Below are 23,829 nucleotides of genomic sequence, written 5' to 3'. Positions count from 1 at the left end.
ACGGAGACCCGCTTCAATCACATCAGGGGCAGGGCAACAATGCCCCGCATGCCGCACTTAGCCTGCGTTGAGGCGAACGCCGGCGCGGAGAAACTTCTGCGGATCGACAGCTTCACCATCGATACGGGTTTCATAGTGCAGATGGGGGCCGGTGGAGCGGCCGGTCGAACCGACCAGGCCGATCACCTGGCCGATCTTGATGATATCGCCGACCTTGACGTTGATCGCGGACATATGGCCGTAGCGGGTCGACAATCCGTTGCCATGGTCGATCTCGACCATGCGGCCGTAGCCGCCGGCATAGGCCGCGGAAACGACACGCCCGTTGGCCGTGGCGCGGATCGGGTCGCCCGTGGCGCCGCGGAAGTCGAGGCCCGTATGCATTGCGGGGCGGCCGAGGAACGGATCGCTGCGCACGCCGAAGCCCGAAGTGAATTCGACTTCGCCGACGACCGGCTTGCGATAGGGCACCAGCGCCATCGTCCGGTTGAGCTTGTCCATTTGCGCGCGGGTCACGTGGATGCGGTAGAGTTGGCGTTCGAACGGATCCGCGCTTGAAGATAGCTTGACCGGCACAAACGGGCCGCCCATGGGCGCGCGCGGTGTGGCGGATTCGAGTTTCGCCATATTGAGCCCGAGGTCCGAAATCGCGCCACGCATGCGGCGAACCTTGGAGTCCATGGATTCTTCAGCCGCGGCGAGTGTCGCAATCTGGCGGCTCTCGACCTGATCGAGCGAGGCCTGCAGGCGACCAATCACATTGTCGACGCCGCCGAGTTTGGCGAACTGGTTGGGTTGCTGGGCGGTGAGCGCAGGCGTGCGGGACTCAAGCCGCGCTTCGCGATCCGGCGGCGCCACGAAGGTCACCGTGTCGCTGATCGGCGACGGCTTGGGGATCGATGTCGTAGGCTCGATCGCGGCGCCACGGGCCGGCGGCTTGCCGATCGAGCCTGTAACAGACAGATCGGGCATGGCGCCGAGCGCCGTGGCGCGCGATTCCAGCGTGGTCTGCCGGCGCATGACCTGATCGAGTTTTTGATCGAACTGTTCCTGGTCCAGCATCTGGCGGCTGGTGGTGCGGTCGATCTTGGCGCGGAGTTCTGCGATGCGATCTTCGTAGGCATATTGCATGTCCGCCTGGCGCGCGATGAGCTTGGTCAGCACGTCGTCGCGAAAGGCAAAGTAAGTGGCTGTGGCCGCAGACCACGCGCCCAGCACGGTCACCGTGCCGACGACGATCCAGAACACCACAGGCCCGATGCGGACCTGCTTGCCGCCATGAGCAATCGTATAGTCGCTTTGATTGGCTTTCGGGGGCGGCGCCTTGACCGGCCCGACGCGGCGCGCCTGTGGCCGTCCATGGTCGTGTGCGTGGTGCTGAGGGTACTCGGCATATTGGGTGGGGCGGTTCGACATCAGCACTCCTGATGCCAGCCGGAGACTCGTCGGCTGGCTCAACGGAGGCGATTTGAGCCCTTCATGGTTAATTTTGAGCAAATGACATTGATCAAATCCGACGTGCCTCTTCGAGCACTGCGTCTGCGTGTCCGTCCACTTTGACGCCGTGCCAGATCTTGGCGACGTTGCCTTTTGCATCGATCAAAACCGTGGTGCGAAGAACGCCTTCGAAGGTTTTGCCGTACATCGATTTCTCGCCCCAGGCGCCATAGGCTTTCAGCATCGATTGTGTCGCATCCGACAGCAGCGGAACTCCCAGCGCGAACTTGTCGCGGAACGACTCCTGAGCCTTTAGCGGGTCGGCCGAGACGCCAAGCACGGCGGCGTTGGCTGACTGAAAGTCGGCGGACAGGCGGGTGAAGTCGATGGCTTCCTTGGTGCAGCCCGGAGTGCTGGCGCGGGGGTAGAAGAAGATCACCAGCTTCTGGCCAGCATAGTCCGACAGCGAGACCGTGGCGCCGCCGTCACGGGGCAACTGGAAGGCCGGAGCCTTGGCCCCCTCGGCTGCGACACTAGGCGCCGGTGCGATTTTCTCGCGAGTTGCTTTCGGTGCCGCCACGGAGGGCGGCGCAGGCTTCGCAACTGCTTTGGGCGATGCCTTCGCGGCGATCGTCTTAGTCGCTGGAGCCTTTTTGGCGACAGGAGCCTTCGCGACTTTGGCGGCTGGCTTGGCTAGCGCCTTGGACACGGCTTTCGCCACAGGCTTGGCTTGCTTGGCGGCAGCCTTTTTGGCTGGGGACTTTGTCGCAGCCTTGGCAGGCTTCTTCGCCTTCGAGGGAGAAGCAGTCTTGGCCGTTTTCTTGGCGGCGGCCTTGGCGGGTTTCTTGCTGGCTTTCTTGGCCATGGATGTTCCTTTCTTCGCGTTCAGCGGTTCAATTGCGCGGCGCGCCCGACGAGGCGCTTGGCCGCAGTTTCCAGCGTCAATCCGGCTTTCGCGCCCGATGCGTTTTCTGCCACTGTACAGATGGCTCGTTTCGAGGGATTCTTGCGCGATTTCTTGGACATACGCCTTCCTTTCGTCGCTTTCAGCGGCTCAGTGTGATGACATTGCAAAGCACCGGCGATCGGGTGGCGGCACGTTGCGGTACAAATGCGCTGGCCCAAATATGCTGGTCTCGGAGTATGGTTACAAAGGATTCGACGCAACACACGTTCCGTGCGCCATAGGGGCGCCGCAACGACCGCACGACGAGTTATAATTCAAACCGAGGATTGGCAGCGATGCCGGCAGAAAAGCGCTCGTCGGTTGTCGATGCGCGAAGGGCCGGTGACGATCATTCTCATAGTCAGCGCCAGCACCGAGAGGCAATGGCCAGAAATAAGCCGCCACAAGCGTATCGATCGCGCGCCGATGACGAGTCCTTGCAATGGGATGATGCCGATTGGGATCATCAGCATGACGAGGCCGGGCATCACCGTGCACGCCGCTTGCTGTCCAAGAAAGATAGTGGCTGGCACCGTTTCGGCGATCGACTCGTTGCGGTTCGCGATTGGCTGTTCGGCGGTCGATGGGTCAAGCGGATCGCGGCTGTTCTCGGCATCCTTCTGATTATTTTTGGCGTTTGCTTTGGCGCCTTGTGGGTCCGGCTGGGCGCAGGCCCGATCAATTTCGACATGGCCACACCGTGGCTGGTCGAGGCGATCCAGGACAATATCGGGCAGGGTAATACGGTCGAAGTTGGCGGCACGCAGATCGAACGCGCCGGGCGGGTCCGGATGGCTGTGCGTATCCGCGACATCGTCGTCCGCGATCGTGATCACGCCGTCGTGGCTAGTGCTCCGAAGGCCGAAGTCCGTCTCTCCGCTGCTGCCATGATGATGGGCCGCTTGCGCGCCGAAAGCCTCAACCTGGTCGATGTCGTGCTGGCTGTGCGCATTACGCCGGATGGGCAGGTGACGGTGTCGACCGGCGAGAATGCTCGCCCGATTGCGACGGGTGTCGCATCGCCGCGCACACCAGGGTCGTGGCTCGGTCCGGGCAGACAACCGGAACTGACCTTCCCGCGGCAGCCGCAGCCGCCAGTGGTCCAGATTCCGCAGCCCCCTGCTGACAAGCGCGAGGCCTCCACCGGCTTGCTTGCGGGTCTCGATTGGCTCGACAGCCTGACCCTGTCGGGCCTCGACGGACAGAACCTCAACGAGATCGGCCTGAAGAACGGCAAGCTGGTGGTTGATGACCAGCAGCGCGGCAATACGTGGGACTTCAACAATATCAGCCTGACCCTGCGCCGACCGAGCGGCGGCGGCGTCATGATGACAGTGGGCGAAGGCGGCAAGGCCCCATGGACACTCGGCGTCACAGTCGGTGCGCCAGCCAATGGCGTGCGTGCGGTCAGTCTGCGGGCCGACAAGGTCTCGACCCGGAATATCCTGCTCGCGCTGCGCATGAAGGATCTGACTTACAGCGCCGATCTGCCGTTGACCGGTGAGTTGAGGGGCGAAATTGGGCGCGACGGCCTCCCGACCTATTTCCGCGGCAAGCTCACTGCAGGCGCCGGCAACATCATCGATAATGACACGCCGGATTATCCGATGCCGATCGATCAGGCGGAGCTGAGCGTCGAGTGGGATGCCGGCCGCCGTGTGCTGCTGGCGCCGTTCAAGTTCGTGTCCGGCGAGAACCGCGTCACTTCGCTTGCCCATGTCGAGCCACCCAATGGCGCGACCGACTCGTGGCAGGCAGGGATCAGCGGCGGCACCATCGTATTGGGTGGAGGTCCGGGTGAAGCGCCGCTGATCTTCAACAGCATCGACATCGGCTTGCGTTTCGATTCCGACAACCGCCGGGTTTTGCTGACGCGGGCGAATATCAGCAACGGCGAGATCGGCGTCGCCGGCACAGGCAGCATTGACTACGCCGGCGAGCCGCGCATGACCCTCGGCTTTGCGGGAACGCCGATGTCCGCCTCGGCGCTCAAGCGCATGTGGCCAATCCTGATCGTGCCTGAAGTGCGCGAATGGGTCACCGAACGCATCGAGGGCGGGCAGCTTCAGAGCATCGAGATCGGGGTCAATTCGCCAACCAAGAACCTGACACGGCGCGGGCCGCCAATCCCCGATGAGGGGCTGTCGGTGAAGATCCTCGCCAATGGGGTCGCGCTACGTCCGGTGGATGGCATGCCGGTGATCCGCGACGGCGATCTGCGCGCGCGCGTCACAGGACGGACCGCGACCGTGAGCATCGGTCAGGCAAACTCCGAGACCGCGGGCGGACGCAAGCTCAATCTCAGCGATATCGTGTTCGAAGTTCCGGATATGGCGCCGAAGCCATCGCCAGCTCGCGTGCGTTTCAAACTGGAGGGACCGGTGGCAGCGGTGGCCGATGTCCTCAACTCCAACCGTCTGAGCGAAGTCACCGGCAACATGCTCGACCCGGCGACCACCAAGGGCAATGTGACCGCTCAGGTCGCCATGGGCATGCCGATCCAGCACGAACTGACCAAGGCCGATACGACTTACAACATCACCGCGGATCTGACGGCATTTTCCGCCGACAAGCTGGTGATGAACCAGAAGCTCGAAGCCAATTCGCTGAAGGTCACAGCGAACAATCAGGGTTATCAGGTCAAGGGTGACGTCAAGATCAACGGGCAGCCGGCATCGCTCGACTATCGCAAGCCAACCGATGGCGATGCCGATGTGCGTCTCAACGCGACGCTCGACGATGCAAGCCGCGCGCGGCTCGGTGTGGACCTCGGACCGGCGGTGGTCGGCAATCTCCCGATCAAGGTTGTCGGCAAGATTGGCTCCGGGGACCGTGACAGCAAGCTCGGGGTCGACGCCGATCTGACGCCGTTGAAGCTCGACAATATCCTGCCGGGCTGGATGAAGCTGCCCGGCAAGAGCGCTCGCGCTGTCTTCAACGTCGTGAAGAAGGGCGACACAACGCGTCTGGAAGATATCGTCGTCGATGGCGGTGGGGCTTCGATCAAGGGCTCCGTCGAAGTCGATCAGAACGGTGACCTCGTCGGTGTGAACTTCCCGACTTATTCGCCGTCAGAAGGCGACAAGACGTCGTTGAAGGCAGACCGTGGTCCGGATGGCGTATTGAAAGTCACGATGCGTGGCGACGTGTTCGACGGCCGCGGCTTCCTGAAATCGGCGATTTCAGGCAAGGATGGGGATCCCAAGAGCAAAACCAAATCGGTCGACTTCGATATTGACGTGAAGCTCGGCGCCGTTGCCGGTTACTACGGCGAGGCGGTTCGCAGTGTCGATGCCAAGATTTCGCGGCGCAACGGTACGATCCAGAAATTCTCCCTGACCGGAAAGCTCGGACGCGACACACCGCTGACGGGCGACATGCGCGGACGCTCCCAGGGCGCCGGCCGTGATGTCATCTATATCGAGACCAACGATGCCGGCGCCTTCCTGCGCGCGACCGACACCTATTCCAAGATGTCGGGGGGGCAGCTCGCACTGGCAATGGATCCGCCATCGTCGGACGCCCGCGCCAAGGAAGGCCTGATCAACATCCGCGACTTCAACGTTAAGGGCGAGGCGCAACTGGCCAGCGTCGCCGGAGGCGGGCAGAACGCGGCGCAGAGCAGCGTCGCGTTCTCGCGGTTGCGTGCCGAGTTCACACGGCAGAACGGCCAGCTCACCATTCGGGACGGCGTTGTCAAAGGCCCGACCGTCGGTGCGACCATCGAGGGCAGCATCGATTACCCGCTCAACCAGGTTCGGATGAGCGGCACCTTTGTGCCGATGTATGGGCTGAACAACATGTTCGGCCAGATTCCGATTGTCGGACTGTTTCTCGGTGGTGGCAGCAATGAAGGCCTGATCGGCGTCACTTACGAAGTCGTCGGTACGCCCGGTGCGCCGGTGCTGCGCGTCAATCCGATCTCGGCCATGGCACCGGGCGTGTTCCGCAAGATCTTCGAATTCGGCACCGGCAAGCAGAACAATTCGGTCGAATTCCCAAACCAGAACAACAACAGCAACTAACGACGTCTGTGGCTCAAGCGCAGCGCTCGCCGTATTGGGCGGGGCTTAGCTTGACGCGAGTTCGGATGCGAATCTCTGTATCAGCTTCTGGATGATGGCTGCCGTTTCGGGACGCCGTGTCAGGCAGCGCGACGTCGGGCCGGCAACCACCAGCGACAACCGGCGATGTTGCACCGGCAAGGGCACGGCGACGCCCGCAAGGTCGGCGATATATTCCGATGAACTCTGCTGATAACCGCGCTCGGCCGCCTCTCTGAGTTCGTCCTCGATCGCCTCTGCCGTTGTCGGTGTCGTATGGGAGAAGGCTTCGAACTTGATCTTGCGATAGATCGCCTTGCGTTCCTCGGGCGAATGCTGCTCGAGAATGGCGCGGCCCACCGAACTCGCATGGACCGGAACGCGGTCGCCTATCTGCGCGAAGTAGCGCACCGAATGCGTGGACTCGACGACATCCAGGAAGATTGCTGACGTTCCGGCGAGGGCGGCGACGCCGGTCGTTTCGCCGGTCTGGTCGGCGATTTCGGTCACCAGCGCATGGGCCGCGTCCGGGAGCGGCTCGGCATCTGCGACAGCGCGGGCAAGCATTAGCCAGCGGGGGCTGGGATAGTAGCCGTTGCGCGCACGGGGCTCATAGAGCCAGCCTTTGTCGGCGATGGTGCCGACGAGATTGAACGTACTGGAGCGCGGCCAGCCGAGGTCGTCCGAAATTTCGGCCAGCGTCGCGGGGCGTTTGCGCCGGGCGAAATATTCCATCAGTTCCAGGACGTTGGCAGCTTGTCTGACCAGCATTGAAATTCTCGTTCTTCCATTTGGGCGCGCCACGAATGGCGAACTGTCCGCGTTTCCGCACGGTCTGGTTGGCCTCTGTATCGCTGAAATGGCTTTGAAAGCCATCCACATCGACAACGCTGGTCTTGACTTACAATTCACGTATAGGTCTTATAAATTCATAAACAAGAATTATTCACGTGATCGCTGGGCTGGCGTCTTGCCAGGTGAATCATGGAATTTGTCAGGGGAGGAATAGATGACCATTCGCAATACTGTTGCCGTGTCAGCCGTGGCGCTGTCGCTCGGATTGCTGTCCGCGCCGATGGCGTCGGCGCAGACGCCGGTGAAACTCGGCGTCCTCGCCGATATGTCCGGCATCTTCTCGGACATCGGCGGCATGGGCTCGTTCGACGCCACCAAGATGGCTGTCGAGGATTTCAACAAGCTTCCGGGCGCCGACAAGTTCAAGGTCGAGGTGATCCAGGGCGATCCGCAGAACAAGCCGGACATCGCGCGCAACATCGCGCGCAAGTGGTACGAGACCGAAGGCGTCGACGCCCTCGTCGACATTCCGACCAGCGCCACCTCGCTGGCTGTCGCGCCGCTCACGGCGGAGCTCAACAAGGTCGCGCTGTTCACGGCATCAGGCACGTCGGACCTGACGGGCAAGGCTTGCACCCCGAACTCGGTGCATTGGACCTATGACACCTGGGCACTGGCGCACGGCACGGCCGACGCCATGACCAAGGCCGGCGGCAAAAGCTGGTTCTTCCTCACCGTCGACTTCGCACTCGGCGCGTCGCTGGAGCGCGATGCCACCGCGGTGATCAATGCCAATGGCGGCAAGGTGCTCGGCAGCATCAAGCATCCGACAGACTCGAACGATTTCGCGTCCTATCTGCTGCAGGCGCAGGCATCGAAGGCCGACATCATCGCGCTCGCAAATGCCGGCGGCGACACCATCAAGGCGATCAAGCAGGCGTCTGAATTCGGCATCGTGCAGGGCGGCCAGAAGCTTGCCGGCATGCTGATGTTCATTTCGGATATCCACTCTCTCGGTCTCAACACGGCACAGGGCCTGCAGCTCACTGAGGGTTTCTACTGGGATCTGAACGAGCAGACCCGCACCTTTGGCGAGCGGTTCGCCAAGCGCAACAACGGCCGTTATCCCAGTATGAACCAGGCCGGCGCTTATTCGGCGTCGCTCACCTATCTGAAGGCGGTCGCCAAGGTTGGCTCGCCGAAGGATGGCGCGGCGGTCGTGAAGGCGATCCGCGAGATGGGTACGTTCGACGATCCGTTGTTCGGCAAGACCACGCTGCGTGAAGACGGCCGCGTGCTGCACGACATGTATCTGCTCCAGGTCAAGAAGCCCGCTGAGTCGAAGAAGCCGTACGATTATTACAATGTTTTGGCGACGATCCCGGCCGACACGGCCTTCCGTCCGATCAAGGACGGCGGTTGCCCGCTGATCAAGTAACGGCTGCAGCAACGAACGATGAGAACGCGCAGATGTCGGTGACCCCGCGCTGCGCGTTTTTCTTTTTCTGAACCGCGATATCAAAACCATCACAAGGACAACAGAATGCGTCTCGCCAATAAACTCGCCGCCGTCACCGCTGCTGCATCGGGCATGGGACGCGCCGGCGTCGAACTGTTCCTCAAGGAAGGCGCCAAGGTCGCCGCCATTGACGTCAATGCGGACGCGCTCGCGCAGCTCAAATCCGACATGAAGAAGCTGGGTTATGAGCTCACCACCATCCAGGCCGATCTGTCGAAAACCGAACAGATGAAGAGTTCAATCAACGAGGCGGCTGCCGCACTTGGCGGTATCGATATCCTCTGGGCTCATGCCGGCACGCCGGGTCCGGCCGGCGTCGAGAATCTCGACCTCACGGCCTATGAATTTGCGATGGCGCTCAACGTCACCTCGGCGACGCTGGCGGCCGGCGAAGTGATCAAGCACATGCGCAAGCGCGGCGGCGGCTCGGTGATCTTCACCTCGTCGGTGTCGGGCATTGTCGGCTCCATGATGAGCCCGATCTATTCGGCTGCTAAGTTCGCTGTGGTCGGCCTCACCAAGTCGCTGGCACAGGCATTCGCTCCCGATCAGGTCCGCGTCAACGTGATCTGCCCGGGTCTTGCGGATACGCCGATGAAGCTCGGTTTCACCGGCCGCTCGGGCGTCGCAGCGGAAGCTGCGGCCAACGAGGCCAAGCTTTTGGCGGCGGTGCCCATGGGCCGTCTCTGCAAGGCCGAGGATGTAGCGCATGCCGCGCTGTGGCTCGGTTCGGACGATGCCTCCTTTATCACGGGCGTTGCGCTGCCGGTGGACGGCGGCTTCACCGCGCGTTGATCGGCAGTTACTCCTAAAATAGCGAAGGGCGCAGTCATTGCTGACCGCGCCCTTCGTGCTTGAGGGATATCTGCGTCAGGCGGCGCGAACGCCGGCGAGGAAGGTTTTGACTTCGCCGGACAGTTGCTCGGCCTGTTTCGACAGGCCGGTTGCCGCACTCAGCACCATGCCCGCAGCGTTGCCGGTCTCGTGCGCTGCCGAGCTGACACCGCCGATATTGGTGGTGACGTTCTGGGTCGCCTGCGCTGTCTGCGTCACGTTGCGAGCAATTTCGGCAGTCGCCGCGCCTTGCTCCTCAATGGCCGAGCCGATCGTCGTGGCGATGGCGCTGACTTCCTCGATGGTGGCCGTGATGCCCTGGATGGCATCGACGGCTTCCTTGGTCGCGCTCTGGATTTGCGCGATGCGCGTGCTGATCTCCTTGGTGGCATCGGCGGTCTGTCCGGCGAGGCTCTTCACTTCGGTGGCGACCACCGCGAAGCCGCGGCCGGCATCGCCAGCGCGCGCAGCTTCGATGGTGGCGTTCAGAGCGAGGAGGTTGGTCTGGGCAGCGATGGTTTGGATCAGCTCGACGACATGTTCGATCTGCTGTGCGCCATCCGCCAGCGCCCGCACGATGGTATCGGTGCGGCGTGCACTATCCACCGCGTGCGACGTGATCTTGGCGGACTGGGCCATCTGACGTGCGATCTCGGTGATCGACGAGGATAGCTCCTCGGCGGCAGATGCGACCGTCTGCACGCGCGTGCTGGCTTCGGTCGCAGCCGAGCTGACCATCGTGGCCTGCTGGTTGGTCCGATCGGCCGTGCCCGTCATGGATTGCGCGGTGGCTTCGAGCTCGGTCGAACCCGACGCCATCAGTCCGACCAGCTGGCCGACGGATGCGTCGAAGCGATTGGCGAGAGCGATGAGCGCATCGCGCTTTTCGGCTTCGCTGAGGCTTTTCATTTTTGTCTGCTCGGCCTCGAGGGAGCGCGCCGTCAGCGATGTCTGGCGCAGCATCTCCAGCGTTTCCGCCATGCGGCCGATTTCGTCGCCGCGATCAGTCTCCTCAACCTTGGCGTCGAGCGCGCCATTGGCGATGTCATGCATGCGTGACTGCAACCGGCGCAGTGCGCCCAGAATGTCGCTGGAAATCAGCCAGGACAGCAGCGCCATAAGTGCGAGCACGCCGGCACCAATAGAGCCGAGCCGCATCAGCAGGGCGTTCATGTCGGCATCGAGGTCGTCCACATAGACGCCAATGCTGATGACGACGTTCCACGGCGCGAATTTACGGGCGAACACGACTTTCGGTCGGGGCTCATCCTGTCCAGGACGTGGATACAGATAGGTCGCGGTCGCACCTTCAGGCTTGCTGTTGGCGGCGGCGATGACGGCAGAGGCGATCAGGACGCCATTGGAATCCTTGCCGTTGGTGATGGTGCCTTCGAGCTTCGGCAGCGTGCCGTGGACCATCACGGTGGAGTCGGCGCGATAGGCGAGCACGTAGCCCTGTCCCTTGTCGAACAACATGCGCCGGCTGCGCAGGCGAAGCTGATCTTCGGCTTCGGGCAACTTCATCTTGCCCGCTTCAACTTCGTCCTGGAGCGATTGCGCGAGGCCAGTGACAAGATCGACGGCGGTGCGGAGCTGCAAAATCCGATCCTCCATCATCCGCTTCTGACTAAGCGAAGCGGCGACCGCGATGACGGCGCAGACCGCAATGGCAGAGACCGCGACCATGCTGACGAGCTTGGTGCGGATCGTGAAGTTACTGAGCAGACTCATCTGGACCTCGGCGTGAGAGTGGCCAGACAATGATACCGTCAATCTGCTTACCAATGGTAAATCACGGGTTGCAATGCATCCCTTTCAGCATGTGCCGCTTCGTCAGGTCCTGAAATGAAAAAGGCGCAGTCATTGCTGACTGCGCCTTTCATTCAATGGGGTTTAGTTAGGCAGCCCGCACGCCGGCGAGGAACGTCGTGACTTCGCCGGACAATTGCTCGGCTTGTTTCGATAGGCCGGAAGCGGCGTTGAGCACCATGCCTGCAGCGTCACCGGTCTCATGCGCGGCAGCGCTGACGCCGCCAATATTGGTAGTGACGTCCTGCGTCGCCTGCGCGGTCTGGGTGACATTGCGGGCGATCTCCGCGGTCGCTGCACCTTGTTCCTCAATGGCCGAGCCGATCGTGGTGGCGATGGCGCTGACCTCTTCGATCGTCGCAGTGATGCCCTGGATCGCGTCGACCGCTTCCTTGGTCGCACTCTGAATCTGCGCGATGCGGGTGCTGATCTCCTTGGTGGCGTCGGCGGTTTGGCCGGCAAGGCTCTTTACTTCGGTCGCGACGACGGCGAAGCCGCGGCCTGCATCGCCTGCACGGGCTGCTTCGATCGTTGCGTTCAGCGCCAGCAGGTTGGTCTGGCCGGCGATGGTGGAGATCAGTTCGACGACATGCTCGATCTGCTGCGCACCGTCGGCGAGGGCACGCACGATGGTGTCGGTGCGGCGGGCGCTATCGACGGCGTGGGTGGTGATCTTGGCCGACTGCGCCATCTGACGCGCGATCTCGGCGATAGACGATGACAGTTCCTCGGCGGCGGCGGCGACCGTCTGCACGCGGGTGCTGGCTTGCAAGGCGGCAGTGTTGACGATGCCGGCCTGGTCATTGGTGCGGGCGGCGGTGCCGCTCATCGACTGCGCGGTGGCTTCGAGTTCGGTGGAACCGGATGCCATCAGGCCGACCAACTGGCCGACCGAGGAGTCGAAACGATCGGCGAGGGCAATCAGCGCATCGCGCTTCTCGGCTTCACTCATCTGTTTCAACTTGGCCTGCTCGGCTTCGAGGGAGCGGGCGGTCAGCGAGGTCTGGCGCAGCATTTCCAGCGTTTCGGCCATGCGGCCGATTTCGTCGCCGCGGTCGGTTTCGCCGACATTCTCATCGAGCGCGCCATTGGCAATCGCGTGCATACGTGCCTGCAGCCGGCGGAGTGCGCTCAGGATGTCGCTGGCCATCAGAAAGGACAGCAGTGCCATAACAGCGAGGACGCCGGCGCCGAGCGAGCCGAGGCGGACGAGGAGAGCATTCACGTCGGCGTCGAGGTCGTCGATATAAAGGCCGGTGCTGAAGGTGATATCCCATGGGGCATAGTAACGAGCAAAGACCATTTTGGCGGTCGGCTCAGTCTGGCCGGGACGCGGATAGAGATAGTAAGTGCTGCCGCCATTGGCGGTCTGGCGTGCGGCGTCGATGATTGCTCTGGAAATCAGGATGCCATTGGAATCCTTGGCGCCCGTGTTCTTGTCTTCCAACTTCGGATTACCGGCATTTACCAACAGGACGCCGTCGGGCCTGTAGGCCACGAGATAGCCCTGCTTGTTGCCGAAGGTCATGTTGCGGGCGAGCTGGCGATAACGCATCTGGGCGTCAGCCAAGGTGATCTTTCCGGCCGCAATTTCTTCCTGCATGCTGTCGGCCATGCCGACCATCAGATCGACCGCAGTGTGGAGCTGTTCCATCCGATCCTGCTGCATGCGCTTCTGGCTCAGCGAAGCAGCCACCGCAATGATGGCGCAGATAGACGCAGCAGAGACCAGCACCATGCTGGTGAGCTTGGTGCGGATGGTGAAACGGCTAAGCAAACTCATGTCGACCTCTGATCGGAGCATTACTGGCAAAAAGATACCAGCGAGTCGCTTACCAATCGTGAAAGCTGACAAACTCAATGAGTTCGCTGTGCGAACGCGCGTGTAGCGATTTAGCGGCGCAAGGCAGGGACGACGAGAAACGGGATCATGCCGATCACGACGCTGATCAAGGCAAAGGCGAGCAGCGCGTTATAGCTCTGGGTCCAGTCATGCAGCAGGCCGCCGGTCCATGAGCCAAGTGCCGCTCCGAGCCCGCTGCCGAAGGTGATCGTCCCATAAATGGTGCCCATCCGTTTGCCGCGAAAGATCTTCATGGCGGTCGCTGACAGCAGCGGGCCGCGCGATCCGATCATGCTGCCGAAGCAGACGACGAAGCCGGTGAGCAGCGCGTAGTTCGGATACCATTGCAGCAGCCACAGCATCACGATGCCGAGGATCGACATTGAATAACTGAACAGGATCGACGGCCGTCGACCGATCACGCCGTCGAGCCAGCTGACGCCGATCATGCCGAACAGCAGCGCTATGCCGCTGAAACCCCAAGCCGTCGCTGCTTGCAGAGGCGGGAAGCCGACATCGACGAGATAGGCGACCACTTGCGGCGTGATTGCAAACATGCCGATGGCAGTGAAGAAGAATGTGCCGAATAGCGCCCAGAATGCGTGATGGCGCATGGCGCCGACCAGTGTCCATCCTTCGTCGATGATGTCGTCGTGCTTCTCCGATTTATCGAGATGCGGCGACCCCGCGCTGATCTTACGCCAAGGTAGCAATATGGTGGGTACCAGCAGGGCCAGCGCGATCATGCCGAAGGTGCGGTAGGCGCCACGCCACTCGATGTGATCGATCAGAAGCTGTGCAAGCGGCAGCATCACCAGGACGCCTGCGCCGGTGGCGGAATAGAAAACCGACATTGCTAGCGGCAGTCGCTTGCCGAACCAGCGTCCCAGCAGCAGCGCATTCGGGACGTTGCCGATGCAGGCGACGGCAAAGCCGAAACAGGCACCGAGGGCGAGCTGAAACTGCCACAGGTGCTGGGCATAGGCGGCGGCCAGCAACGAAAGTCCAAGGACCGAAAGGCCGACGACGAATACCGTGCGCGGCCCCGAGCGATCGAACAGCCGGCCGATCAATGGAGATGACAGGCCGACGCACAGCGCCGTCAACGAATAGATCGAAACGACTTCGCTACGGTCCCAGCCGAATGATTGTGAAATCGGCAGCAGGAAGACCGAGAAACTCTCCTGCAGTCCCCGGCCGAACAGCGCAAAGGTGAAGCTGAGGCCGAGGACCGATAGTCCGATGCGTTGCGACGACTTCAAATCCATCTGGCTCTTCTTCACGGCGTTTGCGACAGCTGCGCCATGGAGCGCGTTTCACCGTGCATGAACAAGTGCGCTGGATGAATGTGGCTATGCAGGCTTGAGCAGGATGTGCCGCTTCTTCCCGAGCGAGAGCTTGATGACGCCTTCCGTCAGCAGCGCGGGAGTCAGCATCATCTTTTCGTCGGTGACCGCAACATCGTTGACGCGCAAGCCACCGCCCTTGATCTGCCGCCGCGCTTCGCCGTTCGACGCGACGAAACCGGCATTGACGAAGGCCGCGAGGACACCGATGCCTGCTTCAAGTTCAGCTTGCGGAATATTGACGGTCGGCAAGCTGTCGGCGAGCGCGCCTTCCTCGAAGGTCTTGCGTGCCGTCTCCGCAGCGGCATTTGCTGCATCGCGACCGTGCACCACGGCCGTCGCTTCGGTGGCGAGAATCTTCTTCGCCTCGTTGATCTCCGAACCGCTCAAGGCGGCGAGCTTGGCGATTTCGTCGAGGGGCAGGCGTGTGAAGACCTTGAGGAAACGGCCGACGTCTTTATCTTCGGTGTTGCGGAAGTACTGCCAGAAGTCGTAGGGGCTGAAGAGGTCACCGTTGAGCCAGACGGCGCCGGAGGCCGACTTGCCCATCTTCTCGCCAGATGACTTGGTGAGCAGCGGCGTTGTCAGCGCGTAGAGCTGCGGGCCGCCCATGCGGTGGCTGAGATCGACGCCATTGATGATGTTGCCCCACTGGTCGGAGCCGCCCATCTGCAGCAGCGTGCCGTAGCGGCGGTTGAGCTCGACGAAGTCGTAGCCCTGCATGATCATGTAGTTGAATTCGAGGAAGGACAGCGACTGGTCGCGGTCGAGGCGCAGCTTCACGCTGTCGAAGGACAACATACGATTGACCGAGAAGTGGCGGCCGACGTCGCGCAGGAATTCGACATAGTTCAGCTTCAGCAGCCAGTCCGCATTGTTGACCATCAGTGCGTCGGTCGGGCCGTCGCCATAGGTCAGCATCTTGCCGAAGATTTTCTTGATGCCTTCGATGTTCTCCGCGATCTTCTCGACCGTCAGCAGTTGCCGCTGGTCGTCCCGGAACGACGGGTCGCCGACCATCGAGGTACCGCCGCCCATCAGCGTGATCGGGCGGTGGCCGGTCTGCTGAAACCAGTACAACATGGTCACCGAGATCAGATTGCCGATATGCAGACTGGTCGCCGTGGCGTCATAGCCCACATAAGCCGTGACCGGTCCTTTGCAGCAGGCGGCGTCCAGCGCCTCGGCATCCGAGACCTGATGGATCAGGCCGCGGCTCTGGAGGACGTTGAGAAAATCGGACTTGTAGCTGGTCATCGGTTTACGGCTCGGTTCGGATAATTTTACGCTGTCTCAATGGATTGGCGGCAAGGTGGGGGCGTGCTGGCTGCCCCAAAGTGCCTGTGGCATTATAAGATTGGACGCTTCGACACAAGTTTTGACCGGAAATGAGGGCTTTGCCGTGTGCCTGATATGCTGACCGCGATCGGACTAATGAGCGGAACCTCGCTGGACGGGGTCGATGTCGCCCTGATCGAGACCGATGGCGAACGGGTCGGGTCGTTCGGTCCGTCGGGGTATCGGCCATATAGCGAGGCTGAGCGTGCAGTGTTGCGCCAGGCGCTGGCTGAGGCCGTGCAACTGAGCCGGCGCGATATCAGACCGGGCAGTCTGGCCGAGGCGGAGCGGGTGGTTACATCGGTCCATGCTGAGGCGGTCGAGGCGTTTCTGACTGATCATGGCATCGCACGAGGCAGCATCGACATCATCGGCTTTCACGGCCAGACCGTGCTGCATCGTCCCGCCGATCGACTCACCGTGCAGATTGGCGATGGGGCGAGTCTTGCCGGGATGCTCGGCCTGCCGGTGATCCACGACCTGCGCGCGGCTGATGTGGCTGCGGGCGGGCAGGGAGCGCCGCTGGTGCCGGTCTATCACCGTGCGTTGGCGCAGGGACTGCATCGTGACGGGCCCATTGCCGTGGTCAATATCGGCGGCGTGTCCAATGTGACTTACATTGATGGCGACATCGCGTTGATTGCCTGCGACACCGGTCCGGGCAATGCACTGCTCGATGATTTCGTGTTGCGTGCAACGGGGCAGCCGTTCGATGCGGATGGCGCATTGGCGGCGCAGGGCCGCGTCGATGATGCGTGGGTCGCAAAGGGGTTGCAGAATCCGTTCTTTGCGGCAGCGCCGCCGAAGTCGCTTGATCGCAATCACTTCGTTGCATTGCAACTGAGCGATACGAGCCCGGCTGATGGTGCAGCGACACTGACGGCGTTCACCGCGGCGACCATCGCCAGCATTGCGCCGCTGTTACCGAAGCCGCCGCGCAGCTGGATCATCACCGGCGGCGGCGCACGCAATCCGACGATGCTGCGCATGCTGCGGGAGCGATTGCCGGCCGCTAGCGTCGAGAGTGCGAATGACCTGGGCTGGTCGGCCGATGCGATGGAAGCGCAGGCCTTCGCGTTCCTGGCCGCGCGTTCGCTTGCGGGCTTGCCGTTGAGCTATCCGGCAACGACTGGTGTGCCGGAGCCGATGACGGGCGGTGTGAGAGCGGACTACCTCGCGAGCTAGTGCGAATTCGCCGTGGTGAGGGCGATTCGACTCACTCAACGAATCAGGTTGATCGCGAATAACGGCGTCTATGCCTGTGGTAGTCGGCAAGCTGCCGCGGACACGAATGCGTGAGGGCATAACCAAATCTCGTGATGAATTTGGTACGGAAATGCCGCGGTTTGCCTAATATGTTGCCGAAAGCACACAGCCGGAAAATGATGCTGCGACAATCGACCGCGCGCATTGTTTCGCAACATGATCTTCCACAACTCTGCCTCATGAATGGCACGCCCGGGGCAATCGCGCGTGCCGATACGATCGGTCTGGAGGCAACATGACCACGATGAAGCAAATGATACTTGGTTCCGCTGCAGCGTTGCTGGCAGCGAGCACTGCTCAGGCGGCGGACCTTCCGGTGAAGGCCAAGGCTGTCGAATATGTGAAGATCTGCTCGATCTACGGTGCCGGCTTCTACTACATCCCGGGCACAGACACCTGCATCAAGATCGGCGGCGCGATCCGCCTCGATACGACTTTTAACGGTGGCCCGTACGACGCGCCGTTCTGGCAGGGCGGCGCCGGTGGCAACAATCTCTGGACCAAGGATAACTTCCTCACACGCGAACGTATCAACATTACGACCGATACGCGCACGGCGTCCGAATACGGCGTGGTGCGTACATATGCGAACATGCAGCTCGACTTCACGCAGAACCGCGACAGCATCGCCGGCGGCTTCACGGAAGTGGATTTCGCATTCATCCAGTTCGCCGGCTTCACCTTCGGTAAGGCTGTTTCGAACTTCGATCCGCAATGGGCGCTGACCAAGCCCTGGATCTCATCGGGCTTCCTTGCGGGTTCGAGCAATACGACTGGCATTCCCCAAATCGCTTACACTGCTGAATTCGGCAACGGCTTCTCGGGCACCATCGCGCTCGAGAATGCGTCGCCCTATCGCAATGCTGGCCTCTACAATACCGCGAATTTCATCGTGGCGCCGGGCGCGGGCTCGTTCACCGGTGCCTTCTACGGCACCAATTCGAACACGTTCTTCGGCAACGCCACGGGCGGCAACCATATTCCTGATGTCGTCGGCAACCTTCGGCTCGATCAGAAGTGGGGCTCGCTGCATTTCGCTGCGGCCATGCACACGTCGACGGCCGGCTTCTACGGGGCGAATGAAGCCTCCGGGCATCCTGACGATGTCTACGGCTTTGCCGTCAGCGGCGCGGTGGAATTCAAGGTCCTGCCAACCGGTGCAAACGACAGCCTGAAGATCGAAGCGTCTTATGCCAAGGGCGCCGCGCGTTACGCCTTCACCGGCGGCTCGCTCGAAACCTCCGGCGGCGGTCGTTTTGCCAAATTCGATGGCAACACAGTTGGCTTCGGCTACGTGCTCGACGGTGTGTATTCGCCGGGAAGCTCGATCCAGCAGAGCGATGCCTGGGAAGTCAGTGCCTTCTATGAGCACTACTGGAACACGGCATGGCGCACCTCGGTGTTCGGCAACTACAGCCATATCTCCTATGGCGATGCCGGCAACGCGATGCTCGCCGCGGCATTCAGCCCGGCCGGCGGTCGCCTGGGAACGAGCAGTTCGTCCAACCCGGGCTCTACGGCTGGCAGCATTACTGGCACGACCAATAATTTTGATTTCGGCATTGCCCAGGTCGGTACACGTACTGCATGGACCCCCGTCAAGAACCTGACCCTGTCGGCTGAATTCACCTATAGCCGCCTCGATCAGAATCTCGACGGCACCTATACCGGCACGGCAACTGGCAAGCCCAATCAGGCCTACCAGATCAAGGATCAGAATCTTTACAACGGCTCGGTCCAGATCCTGCGCTCGTTCTGATCCCGATCAGGACCTAAAACTGAAACTGAAAAGCCCTCGGCCGATCCGGCCGAGGGCTTTTTGTTAGGTTGACATGAAGCGGCCGGCGTGAGGCCGATCGACGCCTCAGCGCACGTTGGCGAGGCGCATGTCGAGATAGCCGGTGACCGATTCCATCAGCGGCTCGAGCTTGTTATCGAAGAAGTGATTGGCACCCGGAATGATGTGCTGATCGATCACGATGCCCTTTTGGGTCTTCAGCTTCTCGACCAGCGTGTTGACGTCCTTCGGCGGCACGACCGCATCCTTCTCGCCGTGCACGATCAGGCCCGACGACGGGCAGGGTGCGAGGAACGAGAAATCATAGAGATTGGCCGGCGGTGCGATCGAGATGAAGCCTTCGACCTCGGGGCGACGCATCAGGAGCTGCATGCCGATCCAGGCGCCAAACGAGAAACCGGCAACCCAGCAGGCGCGCGCTTCGGGATTGATGGTCTGTGCCCAGTCGAGCGCTGCGGCTGCATCCGACAACTCGCCGGTGCCGTGGTCGAACGAGCCCTGGCTGCGGCCGACGCCGCGGAAGTTAAAGCGCAGCACCGAGAAGCCGCGATGCACGAAGGCGTAATAGCATTGGTAGACGATCTGGTGGTTCATCGTGCCCGCGAATTGCGGATGCGGATGCAGCACCATGGCGATCGGTGCGTTCTTCTGCTTGGCCGGATGATAGCGGCCTTCAATACGGCCTGCGGGACCGGTAAAAATAACTTCGGGCATAGTGATCCTTAGGTCCCGTTCTTGGCGTGATCAGCCGGTTTCGCGCAGGGCTCGGCGAGAATGGCTCGGAGGGGACCCTGCGAGGAAAAGGGCGATCGGGCACCGTCAGGTTGATGGCGGGCGGCACCGGGTGAAGTTGAGGCCGCGTTCTACCATGAGCGCAGGGGAGAAAAGCAAGCATATTGAATGCGTCGGCGGCCGTGACATGCGTTGCCGCGGGCGCATTTGGTCAGCAATTGGGCTAATAGAGACGGCGTGCGGCACCGGACGACGTCCGATGCGGCTGTCGAGACTTCAAGTCCTTCAAGGTAAAACAGAATTGGCCAGAGACCGGGTCTATCTCGATTGGAATGCGACGACACCGCTACGCCCTGAGGCGCGGGCGGCGATGGTGGCCGCGTGGGATTTGGCTGGTAACCCGTCATCGGTTCATACCGAGGGTCGTCAGGCCCGCCGGATCGTTGAGGACGTCCGTGCGGCGGTCGCAGGTGCCTTGGGCGCAGATTCGCGAAGCGTCATATTCACCTCAGGCGGAACCGAAGCCAATGTGCTGGCGCTGACGCCCGGGCTGGTGCGCAATCCAGGCGCGGCCGTGCGGCGGCTGATCGTCTCCGCGGTAGAGCACGCCTCGGTGCGGGCGGGAGGCCGCTTCGCCGCGGGAGACCTCCAGGTGCTGGGCGTGGACCGGGATGGCGTCGTGAAACCGGATGAGTTGCGGGCGCTCCTGGCGGGTGGGGAGCCGGCGCTGGTTTCCGTGATGTTGGCCAATAATGAAACCGGCACCCTTCAACCGATTCCTGAGCTTGCGGGCATCGTGCATGACGCCGGCGGCTTGCTGCATGTCGACGCGGTGCAAGCGTTTGGAAAGATACCGATAGATATCAAATTATTGCAGGCTGATCTTCTATCAATTTCTGCGCACAAGATCGGCGGCCCAAAGGGCATTGGCGCGCTGGTCATGGCCAATAGCATCGTCGGGCTCAATGCGCTGCTCAGCGGCGGCGGGCAGGAACTGGGGCGTCGGGCCGGAACCGAGAATGTGCCCGGAATCGCCGGCTTCGGCGCCGCCGTGACGGCCGCTATCGCGTCGCTTGATGACATGAAACGGGTTGACGAGCTGCGTCAGCGGCTTGAGGCGGGCTTGCGGCAATCCAGCAATGGACTTGTGTTCGCCCAAGATGTGCCGCGTCTGCCCAATACGGTCCTGTTCGGCGCCCCCGGATTGCGCGCCGAGACCGCCGTAATTGGATTTGATCTCGAAGGTATCGCGGTATCGTCGGGATCGGCCTGTTCTTCTGGTAAGGTACAGCCGTCTCACGTGCTCGAAGCCATGGGTTTCGGGCCGGAGCTGACCCGGGGTGCTGTGCGTCTCAGTCTGGGCTGGTCGACCACCGAAGCGGACGTCGATCGGTGCCTGGAGGCTTGGCGAAAGCTCTCGGGTACACTACTTAAACATAGCGACGAAACACAGCTTGAACGGTTCTAAGAGGGGTGATTTCCCCGCGGGAACATCGTAAAGAACCCCGACAAGCTTTGAGTTTCACGTTTCTGGATTGATCCACCGCGGTCCTTGAAACCGCGAGCGGAGGATAAAATGGCTGCCGTACAAGAGACCGTCGATCGGGTTCGCCAGATCGACGTCGATCAATATCGTTATGGATTCGAGACCATCATCGAATCCGAGAAGGCCCCGAAGGGCCTTTCCGAAGACACCGTTCGTTACATCTCCGCCAAGAAGAACGAGCCGGCATGGATGCTGGAATGGCGTCTTGAGGCGTATCGCCGCTGGCTGACCATGGAAGAGCCGAAGTGGGCGCGGGTCGAGTATCCGAAGATCGACTTCCAGGATCTCTATTACTATTCGGCGCCGAAGCCGAAGAAGACCATTGGCTCGATCGACGAGATCGATCCTGAAATTCTCGAAACCTACAAGAAGCTCGGCATTCCTCTCCGCGAGATCGAGGCGCTGGAAGGCGTCGTGCGTCCGGAAGGTGAGCGCAGGATCGCCGTCGATGCCGTGTTCGACTCAGTGTCGGTTGCGACCACGTTCCAGAAGGAGCTGAAGCAGGCTGGCGTGATCTTCATGCCGATCTCGGAAGCCATCCGCGAGCATCCCGACCTGGTGAAGCAGTATCTCGGCACGGTCGTGCCGACCTCTGATAACTTCTATGCCACGCTGAACTCCGCGGTGTTTTCCGACGGCTCGTTTGTCTATGTGCCGCCGGGCGTGCGTTGCCCGATGGAGCTGTCGACCTATTTCCGCATCAATGAGCGCAACACCGGCCAGTTCGAACGAACGCTGATCATTGCCGACAAGGGCGCCTATGTCAGCTATCTCGAAGGCTGCACGGCGCCGCAGCGCGACGAGAACCAGCTCCATGCGGCTGTCGTCGAGCTCGTCACCCATGACGATGCCGAGATCAAGTATTCGACGGTCCAGAACTGGTACCCCGGCAATTCCGAAGGCAAGGGCGGCATCTACAATTTCGTCACCAAGCGTGGTGACTGCCGCGGCGACCGCTCGAAGATTTCCTGGACCCAGGTCGAGACCGGCTCCGCCATCACCTGGAAATATCCGAGCTGCATCCTGCGCGGCGACAATTCGCGCGGCGAGTTCTATTCGATCGCGATTTCGAACGGCTATCAGCAGGTCGATAGCGGCACCAAGATGATCCATCTCGGAAAGAACACCACGAGCCGGATCATCTCGAAGGGTATCGCTGCCGGCAAGTCGCAGAACACCTATCGCGGCCTTGTCACCGCGCATCGCAAGGCGACGAACGCGCGTAACTTCACGGCCTGTGACTCGCTCCTGATCGGCGACCAGTGCGGTGCGCATACCGTGCCGTATATCGAGGCGAAGAATTCCTCGACGCTGTTCGAGCACGAGGCGACCACCTCGAAGATCTCCGAAGACGTGCTGTTCTATTGCGTCCAGCGGGGCCTGTCGCAGGAAGAAGCCGTCGGCCTCGTGGTCAACGGTTTCGTGAAGGACGTGTTGCAGCAGCTGCCGATGGAATTCGCGGTGGAAGCGCAGAAGCTGATTTCGATCAGTCTCGAAGGCAGCGTGGGATAGTGAGAATGCTGAAGATCCTCGGAGGTGCCGTGGGTCTTCTGTTTGCGATCACGCTGTTTCTCGCATTCGCAGGCGCGATCGTTGCGTTATTCGGCGGCATGGCCGGATTTGAAAATGCCAGGGTAGCTGGAGGGGCGGTCAGCGGGATTGGAGCACTTGGTTTCTTTGCTCTGCTTCTGTCGCCTCTCGGAGAACTTCTCGGTCTGCTAGGCACGTCGACGCCTACCGGATCGTCTCAATTGAACGTCAATGCATCGGCGCCACCGAATCCAGGCAAGCCGGGCAAGAAGGAAGTTACTGATGACCGCATTGCTTGAAGTGAAAGACCTGCAGGTTCGTGTCGAGGATCGCGAGATTCTCCATGGGCTGACCATGACCGTGAATGGCGGCGAAGTGCATGCCATCATGGGACCGAATGGTTCGGGCAAATCCACGCTCAGCCACGTCATCGCCGGCAAGCCCGGTTATGAGGTGACCGGCGGCGAGATCCTGTTCAAGGGCGAAGACCTGCTGGAAATGGAGCCCGACGAGCGCGCCGCCAAGGGCGTGTTCCTGGCCTTCCAGTATCCCGTGGAAATTCCCGGCGTCACCACGATGAACTTCCTGCGCACCGCGGTGAACGCGCAGCGCAAGGCGCGCGGCGAATCCGAATATCTGGTGCCGGACTTCCTCAGGAAGGTCCGCGAAGTTGCTGCTTCGCTGAACATCCCGATGGATATGTTGAAGCGCGGCGTCAATGTCGGCTTCTCCGGCGGTGAGAAGAAGCGCAACGAGGTGCTGCAGATGGCGCTGTTCCAGCCGAGCCTGTGCATCCTTGACGAAATGGACTCCGGTCTCGACATCGATGCGTTGCGCGTGGCTGCCGACGGCGTCAATGCACTGCGCAGCCCGGATCGCGCCATGGTCGTCATCACGCATTATCAGCGCCTGCTGAACTACATCGTGCCGGATCGTGTGCATGTGATGTCGAAGGGCCGCGTCGTAAAGAGTGGCGGCAAGGAACTGGCGCTGGAACTCGAAGAGTCCGGTTACGCGCAGTATGAAGACGCGGCGGCCTGAGTGAGA

At 61.5% G+C, this 23,829-nt stretch carries 19 protein-coding genes; 9 read left to right on the top strand and 10 right to left on the bottom strand.

What is annotated here, in order from left to right; all coding sequences use genetic code 11:
• Nucleotides 1-57: 57 nt before the first annotated feature.
• From AB8B02_RS11560 to AB8B02_RS11545, 4 genes are all read right to left on the bottom strand, one after another.
• Entirely contained in the window at nucleotides 58-1,416 is a 1,359-nt protein-coding gene (locus AB8B02_RS11560) for a M23 family metallopeptidase (RefSeq protein ID WP_439063967.1), read from the bottom strand.
• Between the two features lie 91 nt (nucleotides 1,417-1,507).
• The gene (locus tag AB8B02_RS11555; protein ID WP_439063966.1) at nucleotides 1,508-2,302 is read right to left on the bottom strand and encodes a peroxiredoxin; all 795 of its coding nucleotides are present in this window, start codon (nucleotides 2,300-2,302) and stop codon (nucleotides 1,508-1,510) included.
• A 20-nt stretch (nucleotides 2,303-2,322) separates the two neighbouring features.
• Nucleotides 2,323-2,463: a hypothetical protein gene (locus AB8B02_RS11550; protein WP_158005733.1), complete on the bottom strand. Its 141-nt coding sequence runs from the start codon at nucleotides 2,461-2,463 to the stop codon at nucleotides 2,323-2,325.
• Between the two features lie 195 nt (nucleotides 2,464-2,658).
• Nucleotides 2,659-3,219, bottom strand: a complete 561-nt coding sequence (locus tag AB8B02_RS11545) for a hypothetical protein (protein ID WP_309946059.1) — start codon at nucleotides 3,217-3,219, stop codon at nucleotides 2,659-2,661.
• Between AB8B02_RS11545 and AB8B02_RS11540 the strand changes: the two genes are divergently transcribed.
• Nucleotides 3,175-6,408 carry a YhdP family protein gene (locus tag AB8B02_RS11540; protein WP_439063965.1) on the top strand — a complete coding sequence of 1,078 codons (3,234 nt, stop codon included), beginning with the start codon at nucleotides 3,175-3,177 and terminating at the stop codon, nucleotides 6,406-6,408. The genes AB8B02_RS11545 and AB8B02_RS11540 overlap by 45 nt on opposite strands.
• A 45-nt stretch (nucleotides 6,409-6,453) precedes the next feature.
• Here AB8B02_RS11540 and AB8B02_RS11535 read toward each other — a convergent pair whose 3' ends face one another.
• Nucleotides 6,454-7,197 carry an IclR family transcriptional regulator gene (locus tag AB8B02_RS11535; RefSeq protein WP_175368901.1) on the bottom strand — a complete coding sequence of 248 codons (744 nt, stop codon included), beginning with the start codon at nucleotides 7,195-7,197 and terminating at the stop codon, nucleotides 6,454-6,456.
• A gap of 238 nt (nucleotides 7,198-7,435) precedes the next feature.
• Between AB8B02_RS11535 and AB8B02_RS11530 the strand changes: the two genes are divergently transcribed.
• Entirely contained in the window at nucleotides 7,436-8,659 is a 1,224-nt protein-coding gene (locus tag AB8B02_RS11530) for an ABC transporter substrate-binding protein (protein ID WP_439063964.1), read from the top strand.
• A gap of 105 nt (nucleotides 8,660-8,764) precedes the next feature.
• Nucleotides 8,765-9,535, top strand: coding sequence for an SDR family NAD(P)-dependent oxidoreductase (locus AB8B02_RS11525; protein WP_231080589.1), 771 nt, complete (start codon nucleotides 8,765-8,767; stop codon nucleotides 9,533-9,535).
• A gap of 75 nt (nucleotides 9,536-9,610) precedes the next feature.
• On the opposite strand, the gene AB8B02_RS11520 is transcribed toward AB8B02_RS11525, so the two are convergent.
• The 4 genes from AB8B02_RS11520 to tyrS all read right to left on the bottom strand — a co-directional run bounded on the left by AB8B02_RS11520 (nucleotide 9,611) and on the right by tyrS (nucleotide 15,829).
• A complete protein-coding gene (locus tag AB8B02_RS11520) occupies nucleotides 9,611-11,305 on the bottom strand; it encodes a methyl-accepting chemotaxis protein (protein WP_231080590.1) in 1,695 nt (564 codons plus the stop codon).
• A gap of 166 nt (nucleotides 11,306-11,471) precedes the next feature.
• Nucleotides 11,472-13,166, bottom strand: coding sequence for a methyl-accepting chemotaxis protein (locus tag AB8B02_RS11515; RefSeq protein ID WP_120290292.1), 1,695 nt, complete (start codon nucleotides 13,164-13,166; stop codon nucleotides 11,472-11,474).
• A gap of 110 nt (nucleotides 13,167-13,276) precedes the next feature.
• Nucleotides 13,277-14,494 carry an MFS transporter gene (locus AB8B02_RS11510; RefSeq protein ID WP_439063963.1) on the bottom strand — a complete coding sequence of 406 codons (1,218 nt, stop codon included), beginning with the start codon at nucleotides 14,492-14,494 and terminating at the stop codon, nucleotides 13,277-13,279.
• 84 nt (nucleotides 14,495-14,578) lie between these two features.
• Nucleotides 14,579-15,829 carry a tyrosine--tRNA ligase gene (gene tyrS / locus AB8B02_RS11505; RefSeq protein ID WP_439063962.1) on the bottom strand — a complete coding sequence of 417 codons (1,251 nt, stop codon included), beginning with the start codon at nucleotides 15,827-15,829 and terminating at the stop codon, nucleotides 14,579-14,581.
• A gap of 156 nt (nucleotides 15,830-15,985) precedes the next feature.
• On the opposite strand from tyrS, the gene AB8B02_RS11500 reads away from it, so the two are divergent.
• Together AB8B02_RS11500 and AB8B02_RS11495 are read left to right on the top strand one after the other, a co-directional pair.
• Nucleotides 15,986-17,095 (top strand): anhydro-N-acetylmuramic acid kinase, encoded by a 1,110-nt coding sequence (locus AB8B02_RS11500; protein ID WP_439064628.1) that lies wholly within the window; start codon nucleotides 15,986-15,988, stop codon nucleotides 17,093-17,095.
• A gap of 316 nt (nucleotides 17,096-17,411) precedes the next feature.
• Nucleotides 17,412-18,935 (top strand): porin, encoded by a 1,524-nt coding sequence (locus AB8B02_RS11495; RefSeq protein ID WP_439063961.1) that lies wholly within the window; start codon nucleotides 17,412-17,414, stop codon nucleotides 18,933-18,935.
• 105 nt (nucleotides 18,936-19,040) lie between these two features.
• On the opposite strand, the gene AB8B02_RS11490 is transcribed toward AB8B02_RS11495, so the two are convergent.
• Nucleotides 19,041-19,688 (bottom strand): alpha/beta hydrolase, encoded by a 648-nt coding sequence (locus tag AB8B02_RS11490; protein ID WP_068736626.1) that lies wholly within the window; start codon nucleotides 19,686-19,688, stop codon nucleotides 19,041-19,043.
• Between the two features lie 277 nt (nucleotides 19,689-19,965).
• Here AB8B02_RS11490 and AB8B02_RS11485 point away from each other — a divergent pair, with 277 nt between their 5' ends.
• The 4 genes from AB8B02_RS11485 (at nucleotide 19,966) to sufC (ending at nucleotide 23,823) form a co-directional block, all read left to right on the top strand.
• Complete coding sequence (locus tag AB8B02_RS11485) at nucleotides 19,966-21,174, top strand: cysteine desulfurase family protein (RefSeq protein WP_439063960.1); 1,209 nt, start codon at nucleotides 19,966-19,968, stop codon at nucleotides 21,172-21,174.
• Between the two features lie 108 nt (nucleotides 21,175-21,282).
• Nucleotides 21,283-22,764 (top strand): Fe-S cluster assembly protein SufB, encoded by a 1,482-nt coding sequence (sufB, locus tag AB8B02_RS11480; RefSeq protein WP_439063959.1) that lies wholly within the window; start codon nucleotides 21,283-21,285, stop codon nucleotides 22,762-22,764.
• A 5-nt stretch (nucleotides 22,765-22,769) separates the two neighbouring features.
• On the top strand, nucleotides 22,770-23,081 hold the full coding sequence (locus tag AB8B02_RS11475; RefSeq protein ID WP_120289416.1) for a hypothetical protein: 312 nt from the start codon (nucleotides 22,770-22,772) through the stop codon (nucleotides 23,079-23,081).
• Complete coding sequence (gene sufC / locus AB8B02_RS11470) at nucleotides 23,065-23,823, top strand: Fe-S cluster assembly ATPase SufC (RefSeq protein ID WP_320444250.1); 759 nt, start codon at nucleotides 23,065-23,067, stop codon at nucleotides 23,821-23,823. Before AB8B02_RS11475 ends, sufC begins: the two co-directional genes overlap by 17 nt.
• Nucleotides 23,824-23,829 lie beyond the last annotated feature (6 nt).

Origin of the sequence: Tardiphaga sp. 862_B3_N4_1, assembly GCF_051811085.1 — a bacterium.
GTDB classification, from domain to species: domain Bacteria; phylum Pseudomonadota; class Alphaproteobacteria; order Rhizobiales; family Xanthobacteraceae; genus Tardiphaga; species Tardiphaga robiniae.
The sequence above is the reverse complement of the archived record's forward strand: the minus strand, read 5'-3'. Positions and strand labels throughout refer to the sequence as shown.